Source organism: Streptomyces roseofulvus, assembly GCF_039534915.1.
Taxonomy (GTDB): Bacteria; Actinomycetota; Actinomycetes; order Streptomycetales; family Streptomycetaceae; genus Streptomyces; species Streptomyces roseofulvus.
Genome location: NZ_BAAAWE010000001.1, coordinates 2907204 through 2926185, shown reverse-complemented (window position 1 = coordinate 2926185; position 18982 = coordinate 2907204). Strand labels below are relative to the sequence as shown.

The window sequence follows — 18982 nt, the reverse complement described above, 5'->3', positions numbered from 1 at the left end:
TGGCGTGGAGTGGCCCGACGGGCGTGGAGGCGGGGCTTGTTCAGCCGGCGGTGTTGATCATCGAGGCCGCCGCGTACGTCATGTACCGCCACAACTGGGCGTCGTGCTCCGGCGTGAGGTCCAGGCTGTCGAGCGCGGCGCGCATGTGCCGGAGCCAGGCGTCGTGCGCGGCCTGGTCGACGGTGAAGGGGGCGTGCCGCATGCGGAGGCGGGGGTGGCCGCGGCGCTGACTGTACGTCCCCGGGCCGCCCCAGTACTGCATGAGGAAGAGCGCGAACCGCTCCTCGGCGGGGCCGAGGTCCTCCTCGGGGTACATCGGGCGGAGCAGCGGGTCCCCGGCGACGCCCTCGTAGAAGCGCCGGACGAGACGGCGGAACGTCTCCTCGCCGCCGACCTGCTCGTAGAAGGTCTGCTCCTGCACCGTGTCGTCCCCGGGAATCTCGTTCACCGTTCCATCGTCTCAGACGGGGCGGCGGAGGACCGGAGGTCTAGGACCTCCGGCCTCCGGCCCTTCCGGTCAGCCGGTTCAGCCGCGCCGGACGGTGATCGTCGTCCAGGCGCCGACGTGCACCCGGTCGCCGTCCTGGAGCTGGACGGGGACGTACGGCTGGATCGGCTCCTCGCCGCCGTTGACCGTGGTGCCGTTGGTGGAGTTCTGGTCCACCACCGCCCACGAGCCGTCGGGCTGCTGCACCAGCACGGCGTGCTGGTGCGAGACGCCCGGGTCCTCCGGCGGCACGGCCAGGTCGATGTCGGGGGACTCGCCGGTGGAGTGCCGGCGGCGCCCGATGGAGACCTGGTTGCCCTGGAGCGGCAGCTGCTTCGGCGGCGCGTACGCGGGCAGGTTGAGGCCCGACGCCTCCGGGCCGCTGCGGCGCATCATCGCCATGAAGTAGTCGCGGTCCGGCCCGATGTGGGCGGTCCACTGCTGCGGGCGCGGCGGTCCGGCCTGCGGGGCCTGCGGGGGCTGCGGAGCCTGCGGGGGCTGCGGCTGGGACGGCGGGGACAGCACCCAGTCGTCGTCGGCCGCGGCCCGCGGCTGCGGCGGGGCCGGCGGTGCCTGGGCGTACGCGGGCGGCGCCTGGTGGTGCGTCGGCTCGGCGCCCAGCGGTTCGGCGGGCCGGTTCACCTGCGACGGCCGCGAGTCGTGGTACCCGAACGGGTCCTGCGGCGCGGCCGGAGCCGGCGGCCCGGCCGGCCGGTTGGCCGGGGCGATCGGCGTGTACGAGGTCGCGGTACCGGTCAGGAAGTTCCAGCGGCACTCCTCGCAGTACGGCGCCATGTGCTCGCGCGGCGTACGGCACTGGGGGCACAGCTCCGCCTGGGCGGTGGCATTCGGATCCCCACCACCCGAGAACCCCCCGGGAGCCCCGGGCGGAGGAGGCGGCGTACCGGGCCCACCGGGGAACCCGGGCCCGCCGGCAGGCCCACCGGGCGCGGGCGGGAAGCCGGGGCCGCCGGCGGGACCGCCCGGGAAGCCGGGACGGTCGCCACCGGGCGCACCGGGGCCGTCGGAGAAGCCGGGACCGCCGGGACCGCCAGGGCGGCCGGGCGCACCGGGACCGTCGGGGAAGCCCGGGCGGCCGGCGTCGCCCGGCGCACCTCGACCGCCCGGGAAGCCGGGACCGTCGGGAGAGCCGGGCCTGTCGGCACCCGCGGGCCCGCCGGGACCACCGGCGAAGCCGGGGCCACCGGGCGCGCCGGGACCGTCGGGGAACCCGGGACGACCGGGACCGCCGGGCGGGAAGCCGGGACCGTCGGACCTGCCGGGACCCCCCGGCGCACCGGGACCGCCCGGGAAGCCGGGACCGTCGGCGCGCGCCGGGCCGCCGGGGAAGCCGGGGCGACCGCCGTCGGCCGAGGCACCGGGCCCGCCGGCGAAGCCGGGGCCGTCGGGACCGTCGGAGAAGCCGGGGCGACCGGGACCGCCAGGGCGGCCGGGCGCACCGGGACCGTCGGGGAAGCCGGGACCGCCGGGTGCGGCGGGCGGGAAGCCGGGCGCACCCGGGCCACCGGAAGCACCGGGCGCACCCGGGCCGCCGGGCGCACCGGGACCGTCGGGCCGACCAGGGCCGCCAGCGGCACCGGGCGGGAAGCCGGGCCCGCCAGGCCCGCCGGAGGCACCGGGCGCACCGGGACCGTCGGAGAAGCCGGGACCGCCGGGACCGCCAGGGCGGCCGGGCGCACCGGGACCGTCAGGGAAGCCGGGACGGCCGGGACCGCCGGGCGCACCGGGACCGTCGGGGAAGCCGGGACCGCCAGCGCCACCAGGCGCGCCGGGACCGTCGGGGAAGCCCGGGCGGCCGGGGCCGCCGGGAGGAGCGGGCGGGAAGCCGGGGCCGTCGGCGCCCGCCGGGCCGCCGAAGCCGGGACGGCCGCCGTCGGCCGGGGCACCGGGGCCACCGGGGAAGCCGGGGCCGGCCGGGCCTCCGGGGTTGCCCGGTCCGGCCGGGGCGCCGGGACCGCCGGCGAAGCCGGGGCCACCAGGGCCGCCGGAGTTGCCCGGGCCACCGGGACCGCCGGAGTTGCCGGGGCCGGCCGGAGCGCCGGGGAAGCCGGGGCCGCCGGGGCCACCCGGCGCGCCCGGGCCGTCGGAGAAGCCGGGGCCGCCGGGATCGCCCGGGTAGCCCGGGCCGCCGGGCGCACCGGGGCCGGGCGCACCGGGGCCGGCGGGGGAGGGCGGGTGGGGGTAGCCGTAGGCGGGCGGGGGGCCCGGGGGGCCGGGCGGGGGCGGGGGAGGGGGCGGTACGGCAGCCGCAGGCGCGCCCGCCCCGGCCATGCGATGGCCGCAGACCTCGCACCAGTCGTCGGAGACCGACTGGTGTCCGTTCGGGCAGGTCGGCATGTCGGTGCTTCCCCCTCTCGTCGTCCGGCCCGGTGGCCGGGCTACCTCGTGACGCGAACGGTCTTGGTGGAACGCGTCTCGAGTGTCATCTCGTCCGCCTCCGCGACCTTCGCCTTCAACCGCACAGTACCCGCCGCCGCGTCGACCACGTCCACCACCTTCGAAAGCAGTTTCGCCGTATCGGCGTTCCCGGAGGCCGCCGCGAGCTGCACCGCACGGCCCAGTTTCGCGGTCGCTCCGTCCTGATCGCCCGATTTGCGAGCGTCGAGACCGGCCTGGATGGCGTCCGCGAGCTCCGCCTGGCCCGTGTAGTGGGCGACCTGGGGGTCGATGGCCGTGGTCATCGCCACGTCGTGCGTCCACACCGCCCGTATCAGCCCTTGGGACACCGGCCGGGCGTCGCCGCCGGCCGGGTCGGGGACGATCAGGGAGACCCGGGCGGCGAGCATCTCCTGCCCGACCGCGTTCGCCGGCACCCGGACCCGCACGTGGTAGTCGCGGGACTCGTCGCCCCAGGAGCCCGTCGGATAGTCCCCGGCGCGCGGCCCGACGTCGGTGCGGCGGGCGGTCAGGTCGGCGACCGCCGGGGCGACCTGCTTGACGAAGGCCAGCTCCGCCCCGACCGGGGTCCACAGCCGCAGCGCCACGCCGGCGACGCCCTTGCCCATGACGTTCTCCATCATGGCCGTGAAGTCGGCGGCGAGACCGGCCGGATCGGCGACGATGTCGGCGGAGCCGAGCAGCGCCGAGGCGATCCCGGTGACCTCCTTGACCTCCCAGTCGGTGCCGACCCCCCGCGCGTCGCAGGTGAAGCGGCCCGCGCAGGCGTCGAGCGCGGCCCGCAGCGCCTCGGGCGACTCGTGCTCGTTGCGCCCGTCGGTGAGCAGCACGGCGTGCCGGATGACCAGGTCCTCGTCGCCGAGGAGGGCGTCGGCGAGCCGCAGCCAGGTGCCGATCGCGGTGCCGCCGTCGGCGGTGAGCCCGGCCAGCGACTCCTTCGCCTCGGCGCGGGTCCGGGGGCCGGCGACGGCGAGCCGCCCGTGGTCCGGGTAGACCTGGGTGGCGAGGTGGTTGCCGGCGACGACGGCGAAGGAGGTGCCGTCCCGGAGGGTGTCGATCGCGGCGGCGGTCGCGGCCCGGGCGCCCTCCATCTTGGCCGCCGGGTAGTTCATCGAGCCCGAGCAGTCGATCATGATCACCACGCCGGCCGGCCCGCCGGCCGTGACCCCCCGCGCCCCGCTGGTGCCGCCGCCGGTCGCGGTGACGGTGACGACGGCGTCGACGTCCCGCCCGCCGACCGGCAGGTACTCGTTCTGGTAGACGTCCACCGAGAACTGCGGCACGGACGGCTTGGCGAAGTTCGCCATCTGGTTTCGGCTCCTTGGCAGCAGCGGAGGTGACGGGGGGTCAGGAAGAGCCTGCCCCCGCCGGCGGCGGGGCGAACGGCGTCAGCGCGACCGTGATGTTGTCGTGTCCGCCGCCGTCGAGGGCGTGGCCGACCAGGACCCGCGCCGCGTGCAGCGGCCGGACCGCCGCGTCGGCGGGGACGGCCCGGGCCATCGACTCGGCGGCCTCCGCGTAGTTCCACAGACCGTCCGTGCAGACCACCACGACACCGGGCCGGTCCGGCTTGAACGCGGCGGTGTGCGGCTCCAGTTCGTACGCGTCGGCGCCGAGCCAGCCGGTGATGGCGTGGGCGCGCTCGTCCGCGTACGCCTGCTCCTCGCTCATCAGCCCCGCCTTGACCATCTGGGCGGCCCACGAGTCGTCCTCGGTGAGCCGTGCGGCGGGGCCGGACCGGTCGTCGGGCACCCAGTAGGCGCGGCTGTCGCCGACCCAGCCGACGACGAGCAGGTCGTCGGTGACGACGGAGCCGACGATGGTGCAGGCGGGCGAGTTGCCGCCGTGCGGGGAGTCGGCGCTGCCGCCGCCCGCCCCCGCGGTACGGGCCAGGGCGGTGACGGCCTCGGCGGCGGCGACGATCGCCTCGTGCATGGCCTGCTGCGGGTGGGTGCCGCGCGGCAGCGCCTCGCCGAGCACGGCGCCGGCGGCGCGGGCCGCGGCGGCGGACGCCTCGTCGGGGCGGTGGGCGGAGGAGACGCCGTCGCAGACGATGGCGACGGCGGCGGGACGGCCGTCGGGCAGCGTCGTCTCGGTGAGCGCGAACGCGTCCTCGTTGCGGTGGTGGCGCAGTCCCCGGTCGCTGACCGCCGCGACCGTGCCGAGCTCCCGCTCCATGTGGTCGCGCTCGCGCGGCTGGGCGTGCCCGCAGTTCTCGCAGTAGCCGTCCCCGTCGACCCGCCCGGCCCGGCAGGCCACGCAGACCCCGTCCGGCACCTCCCCGCCGGCCCCGGCGGCGGCCCCGTCCGCGGGCGCGGCCGCGGGCTCCGCCCGGACGGCGGCCCGCGGGTCGGGCGCGGCCAGCTCGAAGTCCCCGCCGCCGCGCACGGTCGGCCCGCTCGGCTCCGCCGGCCCGTCCGTGCGCACCGGCACCGTCGGCAGCTCGCGGCCGCCGGAGTCGGTGCCCGGCAGCTCGCCGGGGTGCTGGGTCATCGTCGACAGCGAGCCGGGGTCCCGGGGCGGCGCCTCGGGCCAGACGGGCGCGGCGATCGGCATGGTCGGCCGGTCCTCGCCGGCCGGCTGCTCCACGGTGGCCGACAGGTCGTAACCGCAGGCCCCGCAGTAGCGGTCCCTCGGATCGACGGGCTCGGCGCACTCCGGGTTCGGGCAGGCGTCGAGTCCGTGCGACGGCGGCTGGGGCTTCTGGGACATCCTCACACCCACGTCCTGGGGCGGTAGCGGTTGGCCCGCTCCACCAGTTCGATCCTCTCCTCGCCCCGCTGGGCGAGCCGGGCCAGCACCCGGTAGGCGCGCTCCAGGCCGAAGCGGAGCCCGTTCTCGTCCAGCGCGCTGCCGAGCAGCGGCTCCCCGCCGCCCGGCGCGGCACCGGGACTCCCGGAGAGTACCCAGTCCAGGGCCGTACCGAGCACCTCCGTCGACAACCGCTCCCGGCGCACCGGGTCGAGGCCGAAGCCGCCCAGCGCCGAGACCTGCGCGGCGGCCGCGGTCAGGTCCGCGCCGAGCGGTTCGCGGGGCGGGCGCCGCCGCAGCCGGGCGCGGACCGCCGCGACCCGGGCCGCCGTGTAGTGGATGGACGACTCCGGTACGGATTCCAGCGCGGCGACCGCGCCCGTACGGTCCCCGGCGGCGAGCCGCACCCGGGCCAGCCCGAACGCGGCGCTGACGAAACCGGGGTCGGTCGTCCACACCAGGTGGTAGTACTCGGCCGCGTTGTCGAGCTGGCCCAGCACCTCCGCGCAGACGCCGAGCGCCAGCTTGGGCGCGGGCTCGCCGGGGAAGGCGTCGTACACCGCGTCGAAGGCGAGCGCCGCGTGTGTCAGGTCGCCGCCCACCAGCGAGGCCACGCCCCGGTGCCACACCACCCGCCAGTCGTCCGCGTCCCACTGTTCGAGGGCGCCCAGCGTCTGCCCGGCCGAGACCAGGTCCCGCAGGTCGAGCTGGGCCCGCAGGGCGCGCAGCCGCAGCTCGGGGGTGTCGGCGGGGGCGGCCCGCAGCGCCCCGAGGAGCTCCGCGGGCGCGGCGGCCAGCAGGCCGGCGAGGAAACCGGCGTTGGCGTCCGCCGGGTCCACCCGCGGCACCGGCAGCGCCAGCGCGGTGGCCGCCACGTCGAGCGGGGCGAGCAGCGCGTCGAGCGGCTGCCCGGCGGGGACGCCCGGCGCGGCCGGGGGAGCGGAGCGCCGGGCCCGGCCGGTGCGGCGGGCCCCCAGCACCGACACGTCGTCGGTCTGCTCGGCGAAGAGCACGGTGTCGGTGACCCGGGTCTCCGCGCCGAAGAGCGTCGACAGCGCCGGCCGGGGCCGCCCCGTCTGGAGCGCGACGACCTCCCGCAGCACACCGGTCAGCTGCTCCGCCATCTCCTCGGCGGAGGCGAAGCGGCGCGCCGGGTCCGGGTCGGTGGCCCGCACCAGGAACCGGTAGAACGACTCGTACCGCTGAAAGACCTCGATGTGCCGCGGCTCCGGCAGCGAGTCCGCGAAGACGTTGGTGTAGCCCTGGAAGTCGAAGGTGAGCACGGCGAGCGTGCGGGCCACCGTGTACAGGTCGCTGGCGACCGACGGGCCGACCTCCGCCACCTCGGGCGCCTGGTAGCCGACCGTGCCGTAGATCGCCGACTCGTCGTCGTCCATCCGCCGGACCGCGCCCATGTCGATGAGCTTCAGCTGGTCCTCGGTCTGGAGGGCGTTGTCCACCTTGAAGTCGCAGTACAGCAGGTTGCGGCTGTGCAGGTGGCCCAGCGCCTCCAGGGCCTCGATGCCGTACGCGCACGCCTGCTCGACCGGCAGCGGGTCGCGCCGGCCCTCCGGGGTCCGCCGGTCGTTGGCGATCTCCTTGAGCGACTTGCCGCCCACGTACTCCATGACGATGTAGCCGTCCAGGGAGCCGGTGCGCGGGTCGAGGTGCTCGACGAAGTTGTAGATCCGGACGATGTTGGAGTGCTCGATCTCGGCGAGGAAGCGGCGCTCCGAGATCGCCGCCGCCATGGCGTCCTGGTCGCCGGTGTCGAGGAGGCCCTTGAGGACCACCCACCGGTTCGAGACCGCCCGGTCGACGGCGAGGTAGATCCAGCCGAGGCCACCGTGCGCGAGACACCCCGCCACCTCGTACTGGCCGTGCACCACGTCCCCCGCCCGCAGCTTCGGCACGAAGGAGTACGGGTGCCCGCACGAGGTGCAGAAGCCCTCGGTGCGGCCCGGCCGGTCACCGCGCGAACGCCCCACCGGCGCACCGCAGTCGGAACGCGAGCAGAATCGCTTCCGCTCCGGCACCTCGGGCCGCTCCATCACCGCCGCGCGGGGGTCCGGGCGCGGCACCTCCGGGATCGTGACCAGCCCCGCGCCCAGCCGCTTCCGGGCCGACTTCCCGGTGGAGGAGCCGGAGCTGCGCACCGACACCGAACGGCCGGTGGCCCGCCCCGACAGCGACCGCGACAGCCGCCCCGACACCGAGCGGCGGGAGGACGAGGAGCGCGACGAGGCCCGCGAGGACGCGCGCGAACCGCTGCGCGCCGACGCCGAGTCGGGGCCCCAGGCCGCCGCCTCGGACGGCGCGCCGAAGCCCGCGCCCGTGCCGCCGTGCCTCCCCGGCACCGCGACGCCGGTCGGGTTGGCCTGGAGGTGCCCGCTGGGCGCCACCACCGGCGCCAGACCGCAGGTGTCGCAGTACAGCTCGCCGCCGCCGACGTCCTCGTACGCGCCCTCGCACGTGGGCCGCTGGCAGCTCCCCGGCGCTCTCAGACCGCTCACCACTGTCGTCCTTCCGTCTCCCGCGGACCGGACAGCAGATCCGCCACCGCCTGCTGGTAGCGCAGCACGGCCTGCTCCGCGGCCCGCAGGTCGCAGGGCGCGCTCCACAGCATCCGGCGCGCCGTGTCGTACCGCTCGGTCAGGAACGGGTCGTCCGCCCCGCCGAGCCGGTTCGCCTTCGCCCGGTACGCGTCCAGCCGGCCGCGCAGCTCCGCCCGCACCGCCAGCGGCGCCGTCACCGCCGTGAGCGAGTCGCGGGCCCGCAGCAACTCCTCCTCCGCCTCCCGCTCCAGCGCGTCGAGCAGGGGTGAGAGCCGGTGCCACCGGGCGTGCCTGCGGTGCTCGGCGGCGGCCTGGAGCCGCTCCTGGAGCGCCGTCGGCGGCCCGCTCACGGCCGGCACCTCGGAGGCGGCGATCTTCGCCAGCACCTCGCCGCGCGCCACCCGGGCCTCGGCGAGGGTCCGGTCCGCCCGGGACAGCACGTCCCGCAGCCGCAGCAGCCGCTCCTCGGAGTCCTGCCGCACCGCGAGGACCGCCTCGATCTCCCGCCGCACGTCCTCCAGGGCGAGCGCCGCCCGGTCGTACCGCGCGGTGTCGGGGCGGCCGCCGCCGGGCGCCGAACTGCCCGCCGCAGGACGCCAGAAGGCCAGCGGGTCGGTCACCACCCGGGACCGCAGCTCGGTCAGCTCGGCGGTGATCGACTCCAGTTCGTCCCCGGCCGGGTGCTCCCCGGGCCGCACCCCGACCGAGTGCGCCAGCGAACGGGTCCGGCCCAGCTCGGCGGCGAGCAGGTCTATCCGCGCGGGCAGCGCCGACCACACCGCGTCCGCCGTGACCACCACGTCGAGCGAGGCCGCGTACAGCTCGTTCATCCGCCGCACCAGGCCGTCGAGGGTGAACCGCTCGGCGAGCAGGGCCTGTTCGCCCGCCCCGCCGGGCACGTGCACCGAGTCGCCGCGCAGCCGCTCGGTCAGCTCGGCCAGCTCCTCCCGGTTCGGCCACTTGTGCCGCGACCGGACCTCCCGGGCCTCCCGCAGCGCCGCCGTGTACGCGTCGAAGCAGCTCCAGAGCACGGTGATGGTCCGCTCGGTCGCCTCCCAGCGCTCCCGGGTGATGCCGGTCAGCCCGGCGCCTTCGAGGAGCCGCCGGCCGGCGTGGTCCTGGAGCGCGAGGAGCGAGTCCTCGACCGCCTTGTGCTCCGCGCCGAGGCGCGCCAGCGCACGGTCCACCTCGTCCCGGTCCATCACCGGCCCAGGGGGTCCCGTGACGCCCATCGCTCTCCTCATCTCCTTCTACTTGTACAGCGGGAGGGGCGGTTCGGCCTTCCCGAGGTCCGCCTCCAGCCAGGTCCGGTACGCCTCCTGCCAGGGGCCCTTCCGGTAGTCCTCCAGGACCTTGTTGACGCGGCGCACCAGGTCGTCGTTGCCCAGCTTCGCCGCCACCCCGTAGTACTCCTCGGTGAACGGCGCGCCCTTCAGCTCCACCGCCGGGTCCTGCGCGGCCTGTCCGGCCGCCAGCGCGTTGTCGGTGACGACCGCGTCGACCTCGCCCATCTGGAGCCGGGCCAGGCAGTCGAGCTGGTTGGGGACGGTCAGCAGGTCCCGGTCGGCGGGGGTGCCGTCGCCCTCGTCCTTGACGACCGCGCCGAAGGACTTCTCCTCCAGCGCCTCGTAGGCCGTGGACCCCTCGGCGGTGCAGACCCGCTTGTCCTTCAGCGAGGCGTCGTAGCCGGTGACCGGGGAGTCCTTGGGCGCCAGCACCTGCTGCCCGGCCCGGAAGTAGGCGGTGGAGAAGGCCACCTGCTTGATCCGCTTGCAGTTGATCGTCATCGTGCGGACCACGAGGTCCACCTTGCCGCTGTCCAGGGCCGCGATCCGCTGGTTGGTGGGGACGGCCCGCAGCACGACCGCCTCCTCGTCGTCCAGCAGGTCCTTGGCGATCGCCCGGGCCAGGTCGATGTCGAAGCCCTCCAGGGTGCCGGTCTTCGGATTCCGGAAGCCCCAGCGGTAGCTGGACTGGTCGACGCCGACGATCAGCTTGCCGCGCCGCTTGATCGCGGCGACCGACGGCCCGTCCACCGTCGACGGCCGCAGCGACGCCTGCGGGTTCTCGCAGGTGTCGGCCTTGACCTGGAGGCCCGTGCCCACGCCGGGGCCCGGCCCGGAAGGACCGCCGGACGGGACCGCGCCGCCCGCGTCCCGGGTGAGCGGCAGCAGGGTGAGGGCGGCGGTCAGCGCGCAGGCCGCACCCATCGCGGCCACGCCGCCCCAGCCCCGCAGCCGCCGGGCCGCCCGTCGCGCCGCCGGCTCGCCGTCGTGTGCCATTCCGCCCCCTCTCACCGGTACTCCGACAGTCTTCGGTTGATGCCGAGCACCGCGCCCAGCGCGCCCAGCGCGCCCAGCGCCGCCGCGCCCAGCGGCAGCCCGGTCAGCGCGTCCACCGCCCCGCGCGCGGAGCGGGTGAACTCGTCCTGCTCGTGCGTGAGGGCCCGCTCCAGGGCCGCGTCGACCTGGTCGAAGGACCAGCCGGCCGACTCCTTCGGCTCCGTCTCGCCCTGCGGGCCGACGATCAGGTCGAGGGCGCCGCGGTAGTCGCCGTCGTCGCCGCGCTTCTGCGCCTCGGCGTGCCGCTTCCGCCACTCCTCGACCGCGGCCGCGGCCTCGGCCAGCGGGGCCCGGCCGGCCTCGTCGTCGGCGAGCCGGGTCGCCCGGGCGAGCGCGTCGGCGAGGGCGCCCATCCCGGTCGCGTACTCCGCCTCGTACTTGTCGTCCTTCCCGTCCTCGGTGAGCACCGCGCCCCGGGCGACCTGCGTCAGGTTCTCGTTGGCGCGGGCCTTGAGGGAGCTGATCCGCGCCTCGTTGAGGAGCTGCAGCGACTGCTGCCCCTCGGACTGCGCCGAGCCCAGACCGGTCCGGGCCACCGTGTGCGCCCCGGCCAGCCACAGCAGCACCACGACGGAGGCGGCGGTGGCGGCGAGCAGCCCCCGGCTGAACACCCGGTTGGTCCGCCGGTACTCCCGCCGCTGCGCCCACCCCAGCACGCCGAGGGCGAGCCCCCCGGCGCCGAGCGCCAGGTAGGGCCAGGCGCGGGCGTCGTCGTCGTCCTCGTGCAGCCGGGCCGTCTCCGCCGCGTACAGCCGCTCGGCGGCGGGCAGCAGCCGGGTCGTCATCTCCTGGTTCGCGTACCGCAGATAGGCGCCGCCGAGCGGCAGGCCCTGCCGGTTGGCGGCCCGGGCGCGCTCGATCAGCCCGGTGTAGCGGGGCAGCAGTTCGTTGAGGGTGGTGATCTCGCGGGCCGACTCGCCCGAACCGTCCGTGTTCGCCGCGGCCTTCACCAGGAGCCGGGAGGCGGTCGCGATGTCCCGGTCGTACCGGGCGCGGGACTCGCCCGGTTCGAGTATCCCGGCGAGGAAGCCGGCCGCGGCGGTCGAGTCCGCGTCGGCCAGGGAGCGGTAGATCGCGGCGGCGTCGGCGCTCAGCGGCTGGCTGCGTCCGACGACGTCCTCGGCGGAGCCGGCCCGGTCGGCCGCTTCGAGACCGGCGACCGTGCCGAGCGCCAGGACGAGCAGGGCGAGGACGGCCCCGAGGATCCGCAGCCGGCCCGGCTCGGTCGTCGCGGCCTCCCGCAGCACCTCGCGCCCGGTCGCCCACGCCCCTCGCGCGGGCGGCGGTGCGGCGCCGACGGCGGCGGCACGCGAGACCTGCCCGGGCACGGCCGGCCGCGCGGGCGCGGATGCCGGATGCGGCGCCGCGGCGGGCGCGCTCGGCGGATGTGTCACGTGACCTCCCCCTCGGTCTCGACGTCGATCGACCCCGGCGAGCAGTATGGCCGCAGGTGACCCGCCCGCACACCGGGAATGACACGATCTTGTGCCTATCGCGCCCCACTCTCCCGGGACTTCCGCGGGCGAGGCCCCCCTCGCTCTCTCCCCTGACCGCTCGCGCCCGCATCGAACCCGCTTCGAACACCATTCACTCTGAATACGACGGATCCCCCGGATCGGTTCCACCCGGGGGATCGCTCGAACAGGTGAACATGTGCGGGCGTCAGCCCGCGTAGTGCGCCCGCAGCCGCTCCGCCGCCGCCGGCCCCGCCCCCCGCTCGTCCAGGGCGAGCAGCCCCGCGCCCAGCACCGGCGGCGCCGTCACGAACCGCACGACCGCCTTCGGCGCCCGCTCCGCGAGGAGTTCGAGGATCCGGGCGTCCAACTGCGGGTGCCGGGCGGCGAGGACGCTGCCGCCGAGGACCACCGGCGCCTCCTCGTCCAGCAGTCCGAGCCGCCGCAGCGCCACCGTCGACAGGGCCACGACCTCCTCGGCCATCCGGTGCACCAGGGACAGCGCCACCGGGTCGCCCTCCGCCGCCACCCGGAACAGCACCGGCGTCAGCTCGTGCCGCCGCGCGTGCGGGATCCGGCCCAGGTGCACGGCCTCGATCAGCGCGTACATGGTGTCCAGGCCGAAGTGCGCGGGCAGCGCCCGGGCCAGCTCGGTCGGCTCGCCCCGGCCGTCCTCCGCACGGGCCCCGAACCACATGGCCTCGTCGGAGAGCCCGCCGCCCCCGCCCCAGTCCCCGGAGATCTTCCCGAGCGCCGGGAAGCGGGCGGTCCGCCCGTCCGGGGTCATGCCCACGCAGTTCACCCCGGCCCCGCAGACCACGGCCACCCCGCGCGGCTCGTCGAGCCCGGCCCGCAGGATCGCGAAGGTGTCGTTGTGGACCCGTACCGAAGCACTCCACCCCCGCCCCGTCAGCTCCCGCTCCAGCGCCGCCTCCTCGACCGGCAGGTCCGCGTTGGCCAGGCAGGCCGTGACGTGGGCGAAGGACAGCGGGACACCGGCGTCGGCCGCCGCCCGCCCCGCGATCTCCGCCAGCCCGTCGACGGCCGCCGCCACCCCCACCAGCGGCGGCTGGAAGCCGCCCCCGCGCGCCGCGCCCAGCACCGTCCCGTCCGGCGCGAGGACCGCCACGTCGGTCTTGCTGTTGCCCGCGTCGACCGCGAGCAGCCCCCCGTTCACGCCCACGCGAGGTGCCCCCGGTTGTGGGCGATCAGCCGGTCGGTGAGCTGCTCGGCGTACGCGTACTGCCCGACCAGCGGGTGGGCGAGCAGCGCCTTGAAGACCCGCTCCCGGCCGCCGCGCAGGGCCGCGTCGAGCGCCAGGTCCTCGTAGGCCGTGACGTGCGCGATCAGACCGGCGTACAGCGGGTCCACCGGCGCGACCGGCAGCGGCACCGCGCCGCCGGGCCCGACCGCCGCCTGCGTCTCGATGACCGCGTCGTCCGGCAGGAACGGCAGCGTCCCGCCGTTGAGGGTGTTCACCACCTGGTACGGCGAGCCCGCCCCGCCCAGCAGCGAGGCCGCCAGGTCCACGGCCGCCTCCGAGTAGAAGGCCCCGCCGCGCTTGCCGAGCAGCGCCGGCTTCTCGTCGAGCGCCGGGTCCCCGTACATCTCCAGGAGCTGCTTCTCCATCGCGGCGACCTCGGCGGCCCGCGACGGCTTGGTGCGCAGCTCCTCCACCACCTCGTCGTGCGCGTAGTAGTAGCGCAGGTAGTACGAGGGGACGACGCCGAAGCGGTCCATCACCAGGCGCGGCAGGTGCAGGTCGCCGGCGATCGTGTCGCCGTGCTCGGCGAGCAGCCGGGGCAGCACGTCCTCGCCGTCCGGGCCGCCGAGCCGGACGCCGGTCTCCCAGGTGAGGTGGTTGAGGCCGATGTGGTCGAGGTGGATCTCGGCCGGGGCCACGTCGAGGAGCTTCGCGAACTTGCGCTGGAAGCCGATGGCGACGTTGCAGAGTCCGACGGCCTTGTGCCCGGCCTTCAGGAGCGCGCGGGTGACGATGCCGACGGGGTTGGTGAAGTCGATGATCCAGGCGTCCGGGTTGGCGCGCCGGACCCGTTCGGCGATGTCGAGGACGACGGGGACCGTGCGCAGCGCCTTGGCGAGGCCGCCCGCGCCGGTGGTCTCCTGGCCGACGCAGCCGCACTCCAGCGGCCAGGTCTCGTCCTCGTTGCGGGCGGCCTGGCCGCCGACGCGGAGCTGGAGGAGCACGGCGTCGGCGCCCTGGACGGCGGCGTCGAGGTCGGTGGTGGTGGTGATCGTCCCGTCGTGGTCCTGCTTGGCGAAGATGCGCCGGGCGAGCCCGCCGACGAGGGCGAGCCGGTCGGCGGCGGGGTCGACGAGGACGAGTTCGGTGATGGGCAGGGTGTCGCGCAGCCGCGCGAATCCGTCGATCAGTTCGGGGGTGTAGGTGGAGCCGCCCCCCACGACAGCGAGCTTCATGTGTGTCTCAGCCCTTCACTCCGGTCAGGGTGACTCCCTCGACGAACGCCTTCTGCGCGAAGAAGAACACGAGGATCACGGGGGCCATGACCAGGACGGTCGCGGCCATGGTCAGGTTCCAGTCGGTGTGGTGCGCGCCCTTGAAGGACTCCAGGCCGTAACTGAGCGTCCAGGCGGCCGGGTTCTCGGAGGCGTAGATCTGCGGCCCGAAGTAGTCGTTCCAGCAGTAGAAGAACTGGAAGAGGGCGACGGCGGCGATGCCGGGCTTCGCCATCGGCAGCACGATCCGCAGCAGGGTGCGCAGTTCGCCGCAGCCGTCGATCCGGGCCGCCTCGACGTACTCGTCGGGGATGGTGAGGAGGAACTGGCGCAGCAGGAAGACGGCGAAGGCGTCGCCGAAGGCCAGCGGGATGATCAGCGGCCAGAGCGACCCGGAGAGGTCCATCTGCTTGGCCCAGAACAGGTACATGGGGATGATCACGACCTGCGGCGGCAGCATCATCATCGAGATGACGAGCAGCAGGGACAGGTGCCGGCCGCGGAAGCGGAACTTGGCGAGCGCGTACGCGACGGGGATCGAGGAGACCACGACGAGGACGGTGCCGAGCCCGGCGTACAGCAGCGAGTTCTTCCACCAGGTGAGGAAGCCGGGCGTCTCGAAGACCTTGGTGTAGTTCTCGAAGTGCCAGGTGTCCGGGGTGAGGTCGCGGGTGAGCGCCTGCTGGTCGCTCATCAGCGAGGTGAGGACGACGAAGACGAACGGCAGGACGAAGAAGAGGGCCGCGGCGATCCCGAGGGAGTGCACGGCGATCCAGCGCAGCAGGGCCTTGCGGCGGGCCGTCCGGGCGGCGGGCGGGGTCGGGGACACGGTCATGGTTCAGTCACCCGAGCCGATCAGGCCGCCGCGCCGCCGCATGAGCAGGGCGGTGAAGGCCATGGAGAAGGCGAAGAGCACGAGCGCGATGACGCAGGCCGCGCCGTAGTTGAACTGGCTGAAGCCGAGGCTGTAGACGAGCTGCGGCAGCGTGAGCGTGGAGTCGTCGGGGTAGCCGGGGACGAAGGTGACGCCGGAGCCGCCCATCACGCCGGAGGCGACCTTGGAGGCCACGATCGGCTGCGTGTAGTACTGCATGGCGCCGATGACCCCGGTGACCAGGGCGAAGAGGATGATCGGCGAGATGTTCGGCAGGGTGATGTGCCGGAACCGCTGCCAGGGGCCCGCGCCGTCCAGCTCGGCGGCCTCGTACTGCTCCTTGGGCACGTCGAGCAGGGCGGCCATGAAGATGACCATGAGGTCGCCGACGCCCCACACGGCGAGCACGGTGAGGGCCGGCTTGGCCCAGGCCGCGTCGTTGAACCAGGCGGGGGCGGGCAGGCCGAGCGCCTCCAGGAGCGAGTTGACCGGCCCGGTGCCGGGGTTGAGCAGGAAGACGAAGGCGAGCGTCGCCGCCACCGGCGGCGCCAGGTACGGCAGGTAGAAGAGGGTCCGGAAGACCCCGGCCCCCGTCTTGATCTTGGTGATGAGCAGGCCGATGCCGAGGCCGAAGACCACCCGGCAGCTCACCATGACGACACAGAGCCAGAGGGTGTTCTGGAGCGCCGGCCAGAACTGCGGGAAGGACGTGAAGACGTACGTCCAGTTGTCCAGGCCGCGCCACTCGGGCGGGTTGAGCCCGTCGTACTTCATCAGCGAGAAGTAGACGGTCGAGACGAGCGGATAGGCGAAGAAGAAGCCGAAGCCGATCAGCCAGGGCGACATGAAGGCCAGGGTGCGGAGCGCGTTGCGGCGGCGCTTGGCCCGCAGCGTGTTCCGCGCCCCGGGGGCGGAGGCGGCCGGGGCGGCCGCCTCCGTCGCGGGCAGGGTGTCCGTGCTCATGAGCGGTGTCCGGCCGTCACTTCGCCGCGGCGATGTCGCGGTCGATCTGCGCGGCGGTGTCCGCGAGGCCCTTCTTCAGGTCGGTGACCTGGCCCTTCTCGTACTGCTGGGCGAACTTCTGGAGGGTGTCCTGGTACGCGGAGCCGTTCACCGCGCCGTCCGAGGTGGTGGACTTCGGGTGCCGGGCGATGTCGAGGAAGGTCCTGAAGCGCTCGTCGAACTTCAGGTCCGGGGACTTCAGGGCCTCCAGGGTGGAGGGGACGTTGCCGATGGCGTTGGCGAAGCTCACCACGGCCTCGGTGTCCGTGGTCATGTACTTGACCAGCTCCCAGGCGGCGTTCTGCTTCTTCGACTGCGGCGCGATGCCCATGATTGTGCCGGAGAGGTAGCCCTTGCCGTACTCGGCCACCTCGTCGTCGGCGACCGGCAGCGGGGCCACGCCGACCTCGAACGGGACCTTGGCCTCCTTGATGAAGTTCAGCCGCCACTCGCCGTCCAGCTGCATGGCGACCTGGCCGGTCTGGAAGGGGTGCTTGGCGCCCCACTCGTCGCCGAAGGTGGTGCGGTACTTGTCCAGCTTCTGGAAGCCGCCGAGCGCGTCCACCAGTGACTTCTGGTACGTCATCATCTCGGCGAACGCGGGGTCGGTGCCGACCGTCGACTTGCCGTCGGCGCCGAAGTAGCCGCCGTGGCCCCACTGCGACATGTAGTGCGAGACCACCGTCTCGTAGCCCAGGTAGTTCGGCATGAAGCCGAGCCGCTCGTACGAGTCGCCCTTGGCCTTCGTCAGCTTCTTGGCGACCTCGGTGAACTCGGACCAGGTCTTCGGCGGCGCCTCCGGGTCGAGGCCGGCGGCCTTGAAGGCGTCCTTGTTGTAGTAGAGCCCGTACGCGTCGGAGAGCAGCGGCAGCGTGCAGCGCTTCCCCTCGAACTGGGTGTAGTCCTGGAGGACCTTCGGGAAGATCGCGTCGAGGTCCAGCTTGTCCTTCTCGATGAAGGGCTTGAGGTCGGCGAGGGCGCCCGTGTGGCAGAACTTGCCGACGTTGGCGGTGGTGAAGGAGGCGACCACGTCGGGGCCGTTGGAGCCGCCCGCGCGGAGCGCCTGGCCGAGCTTGTCGTCGTTGATGTTGCCGACGACCTTCACCTTGATGTTCGGGTGGGCCTTGGTGAAGCGGGCGACGTTCTCCTCGATCGCCTTGACCTCGGACGGGGCCGTCCAGCCGTGCCAGAAGGTGAGGGTCGTCTCGGCCTTGGGGTCGTCGCTCGCGGTGTTGGTCGCGGAGCCGGTACAGGCGGTGGCGAAGAGGGCGAGCGAGGCGGTGGCGGCGAGCGCGGCGGCGGCTCTGCGGGCGCGTGCGGGCATGGCGGTGTCTCCCTTGGCGGACTGACGGGAAAGGGGGGATGGGGCGAGGACCGGGGCCGGGGCGGGTCAGCGCGAGGTGTCGAAGACCTCGTCGCGGGTGGTGGCGAGGGCGCTCTCCAGCGCCCCGCGCAGCACGGGTTCGTGCGGGACGGCGGTGAGGACGAGGCGCGGCCGGGAGGCCGCGAGGTCGGCGAGCTCGGCCTGGACGCGGGCCCGCAGCGGTTCGCCGCCGGCGACGAGGACGTCTCCGGACAGCACGACGAGTTCGGGGTCGAGGACGGCGACGAGCGAGGCGAGACCGGTGGCGAGCCGCTCGGCGTACCGGTCGAGCAGCTCCGCGTAGGGCCCGTCCTCGGGGGTCTCGGCGGCCCGGGCGAGCAGTCCGGACGCCACGGCCACGTAGGGCTGCTCGGGCGTGTCGATGCCGACCGCGCGGGCGATCCGGGGCACCGACTGGACGCCGGCGAGCTCCTGGAAGCCGCCGGAGTTGGCCTGGGTGACCTGGCGGACCAGCGGGGTGCCGGGGACCGGCAGGAAGCCGACCTCGCCGGCACCGCCGGTGAAGCCGCGGTGCAGCCGGCCGCCGAGGACGAGGGCGGCGCCGAGGCCCTCCTCGTTCCACAGCAGCACGAAGTCCTCGTGGCCGCGGGCGGCGCCGAGGGCCCGCTCGGCGATCGCCACCAGGTTGACGTCGTTCTCGTACTCGAAGGGCATGGGCAGCACCGCGGCCAGCTCCTCCAGCAGCGTGGGGGAGTGCCAGCCGGGCAGGTGCGAGGCGTACCGGAGCCGTCCGGTGGCCGGGTCGAAGGCGCCGGGGGTGCCGATGACCAGCCGGCGGACGTCGGCGCGGGTGAGCCCGGCCGCCTTGACGGCCCCGTCGAGGGCGTCGGTGACCTGGCGGACCACGCCGTCGCCGGTACGGCCCTCGGTGCGGAGCTCGTACTCGCCGGTGACGGCGCCGGTGATGTCGGCGACGGCGGCGCGGATGCGGTGCTGGTTCACGTCGAGCCCGGCGGCGTACCCGGCGCCCGGTTCGAGCGCGTACAGCTGGGCGCTGGGGCCGGGGCGGCCCTCGGTGGTGCCGGTGACCCGGACCAGCCCCGCCGCTTCGAGGCGGGCGAGGAGCTGCGAGGCGGTCGGTTTGGAGAGGCCGGTCAGCTTGCCGATCCGGGTCCGGGAGAGGGTGCCGTGCTCCAGGAGCAGGTCGAGTGCGGCGCGGTCGTTCATGGCCCGCAGCACCCGCGGGGTGCCGGGGGTGCCCTGGATGCCCGCCATCACGGTCGCACCTGCCTTCCAC

General features: G+C 75.0%; 13 protein-coding genes and 1 pseudogene. All 14 read right to left on the bottom strand.

Annotation, left to right across the window (positions count from 1 at the left end; all coding sequences use genetic code 11):
* Window positions 1-40: 40 nt before the first annotated feature.
* The 14 genes and pseudogenes from ABFY03_RS13470 to ABFY03_RS13405 all read right to left on the bottom strand — a co-directional run bounded on the left by ABFY03_RS13470 (window position 41) and on the right by ABFY03_RS13405 (window position 18960).
* Window positions 41-448, bottom strand: a complete 408-nt coding sequence (locus ABFY03_RS13470) for a globin (protein ID WP_319008414.1) — start codon at window positions 446-448, stop codon at window positions 41-43.
* A gap of 78 nt (window positions 449-526) precedes the next feature.
* Window positions 527-1411 (bottom strand): annotated as a pseudogene (locus ABFY03_RS37920) (FHA domain-containing protein); the annotation flags it as partial.
* Between the two features lie 1475 nt (window positions 1412-2886).
* On the bottom strand, window positions 2887-4212 hold the full coding sequence (locus ABFY03_RS13460; protein WP_319008412.1) for a vWA domain-containing protein: 1326 nt from the start codon (window positions 4210-4212) through the stop codon (window positions 2887-2889).
* A gap of 40 nt (window positions 4213-4252) precedes the next feature.
* Complete coding sequence (locus ABFY03_RS13455; protein WP_386723577.1) at window positions 4253-5623, bottom strand: PP2C family protein-serine/threonine phosphatase; 1371 nt, start codon at window positions 5621-5623, stop codon at window positions 4253-4255.
* Entirely contained in the window at window positions 5620-8169 is a 2550-nt protein-coding gene (locus ABFY03_RS13450) for a serine/threonine-protein kinase (protein WP_346169983.1), read from the bottom strand. The genes ABFY03_RS13455 and ABFY03_RS13450 overlap by 4 nt, the downstream gene beginning before the upstream one ends.
* The gene (locus tag ABFY03_RS13445; RefSeq protein WP_346169982.1) at window positions 8166-9443 is read right to left on the bottom strand and encodes a coiled-coil domain-containing protein; all 1278 of its coding nucleotides are present in this window, start codon (window positions 9441-9443) and stop codon (window positions 8166-8168) included. The genes ABFY03_RS13450 and ABFY03_RS13445 overlap by 4 nt, the downstream gene beginning before the upstream one ends.
* 18 nt (window positions 9444-9461) lie before the next feature.
* Window positions 9462-10493, bottom strand: coding sequence for a glutamate ABC transporter substrate-binding protein (locus tag ABFY03_RS13440; protein ID WP_346169981.1), 1032 nt, complete (start codon window positions 10491-10493; stop codon window positions 9462-9464).
* 11 nt (window positions 10494-10504) lie between these two features.
* Window positions 10505-11947, bottom strand: a complete 1443-nt coding sequence (locus ABFY03_RS13435; RefSeq protein WP_386723576.1) for a hypothetical protein — start codon at window positions 11945-11947, stop codon at window positions 10505-10507.
* Window positions 11948-12215: 268 nt separating this feature from the next.
* Entirely contained in the window at window positions 12216-13190 is a 975-nt protein-coding gene (locus tag ABFY03_RS13430) for an N-acetylglucosamine kinase (protein WP_319008406.1), read from the bottom strand.
* A complete protein-coding gene (locus ABFY03_RS13425; RefSeq protein ID WP_346169980.1) occupies window positions 13181-14446 on the bottom strand; it encodes a 6-phospho-beta-glucosidase in 1266 nt (421 codons plus the stop codon). Before ABFY03_RS13425 ends, ABFY03_RS13430 begins: the two co-directional genes overlap by 10 nt.
* Before the next feature lie 7 nt (window positions 14447-14453).
* On the bottom strand, window positions 14454-15320 hold the full coding sequence (locus ABFY03_RS13420) for a carbohydrate ABC transporter permease (RefSeq protein ID WP_346169979.1): 867 nt from the start codon (window positions 15318-15320) through the stop codon (window positions 14454-14456).
* A gap of 3 nt (window positions 15321-15323) precedes the next feature.
* Window positions 15324-16322, bottom strand: a complete 999-nt coding sequence (locus ABFY03_RS13415) for a carbohydrate ABC transporter permease (protein ID WP_319008403.1) — start codon at window positions 16320-16322, stop codon at window positions 15324-15326.
* 16 nt (window positions 16323-16338) lie between these two features.
* Window positions 16339-17685, bottom strand: a complete 1347-nt coding sequence (locus ABFY03_RS13410; RefSeq protein ID WP_319008402.1) for an ABC transporter substrate-binding protein — start codon at window positions 17683-17685, stop codon at window positions 16339-16341.
* Between the two features lie 66 nt (window positions 17686-17751).
* Window positions 17752-18960: an ROK family transcriptional regulator gene (locus tag ABFY03_RS13405; RefSeq protein WP_346169978.1), complete on the bottom strand. Its 1209-nt coding sequence runs from the start codon at window positions 18958-18960 to the stop codon at window positions 17752-17754.
* Window positions 18961-18982 lie beyond the last annotated feature (22 nt).

Excerpts from the sequence above, each read along its gene's own strand:
- ABFY03_RS13440 (WP_346169981.1), bottom strand. The coding sequence starts at position 10,493 with ATGGCACACGACGGCGAGCCGGCGGCGCGACGGGCGGCCCGGCGGCTG.
- ABFY03_RS13415 (WP_319008403.1), bottom strand. The coding sequence starts at position 16,322 with ATGAGCACGGACACCCTGCCCGCGACGGAGGCGGCCGCCCCGGCCGCC.
- ABFY03_RS13425 (WP_346169980.1), bottom strand. The coding sequence starts at position 14,446 with ATGAAGCTCGCTGTCGTGGGGGGCGGCTCCACCTACACCCCCGAACTG.
- ABFY03_RS13460 (WP_319008412.1), bottom strand. The coding sequence starts at position 4,212 with ATGGCGAACTTCGCCAAGCCGTCCGTGCCGCAGTTCTCGGTGGACGTC.
- ABFY03_RS13410 (WP_319008402.1), bottom strand. The coding sequence starts at position 17,685 with ATGCCCGCACGCGCCCGCAGAGCCGCCGCCGCGCTCGCCGCCACCGCC.
- ABFY03_RS13405 (WP_346169978.1), bottom strand. The coding sequence starts at position 18,960 with ATGGCGGGCATCCAGGGCACCCCCGGCACCCCGCGGGTGCTGCGGGCC.
- ABFY03_RS13420 (WP_346169979.1), bottom strand. The coding sequence starts at position 15,320 with ATGACCGTGTCCCCGACCCCGCCCGCCGCCCGGACGGCCCGCCGCAAG.
- ABFY03_RS13445 (WP_346169982.1), bottom strand. The coding sequence starts at position 9,443 with ATGGGCGTCACGGGACCCCCTGGGCCGGTGATGGACCGGGACGAGGTG.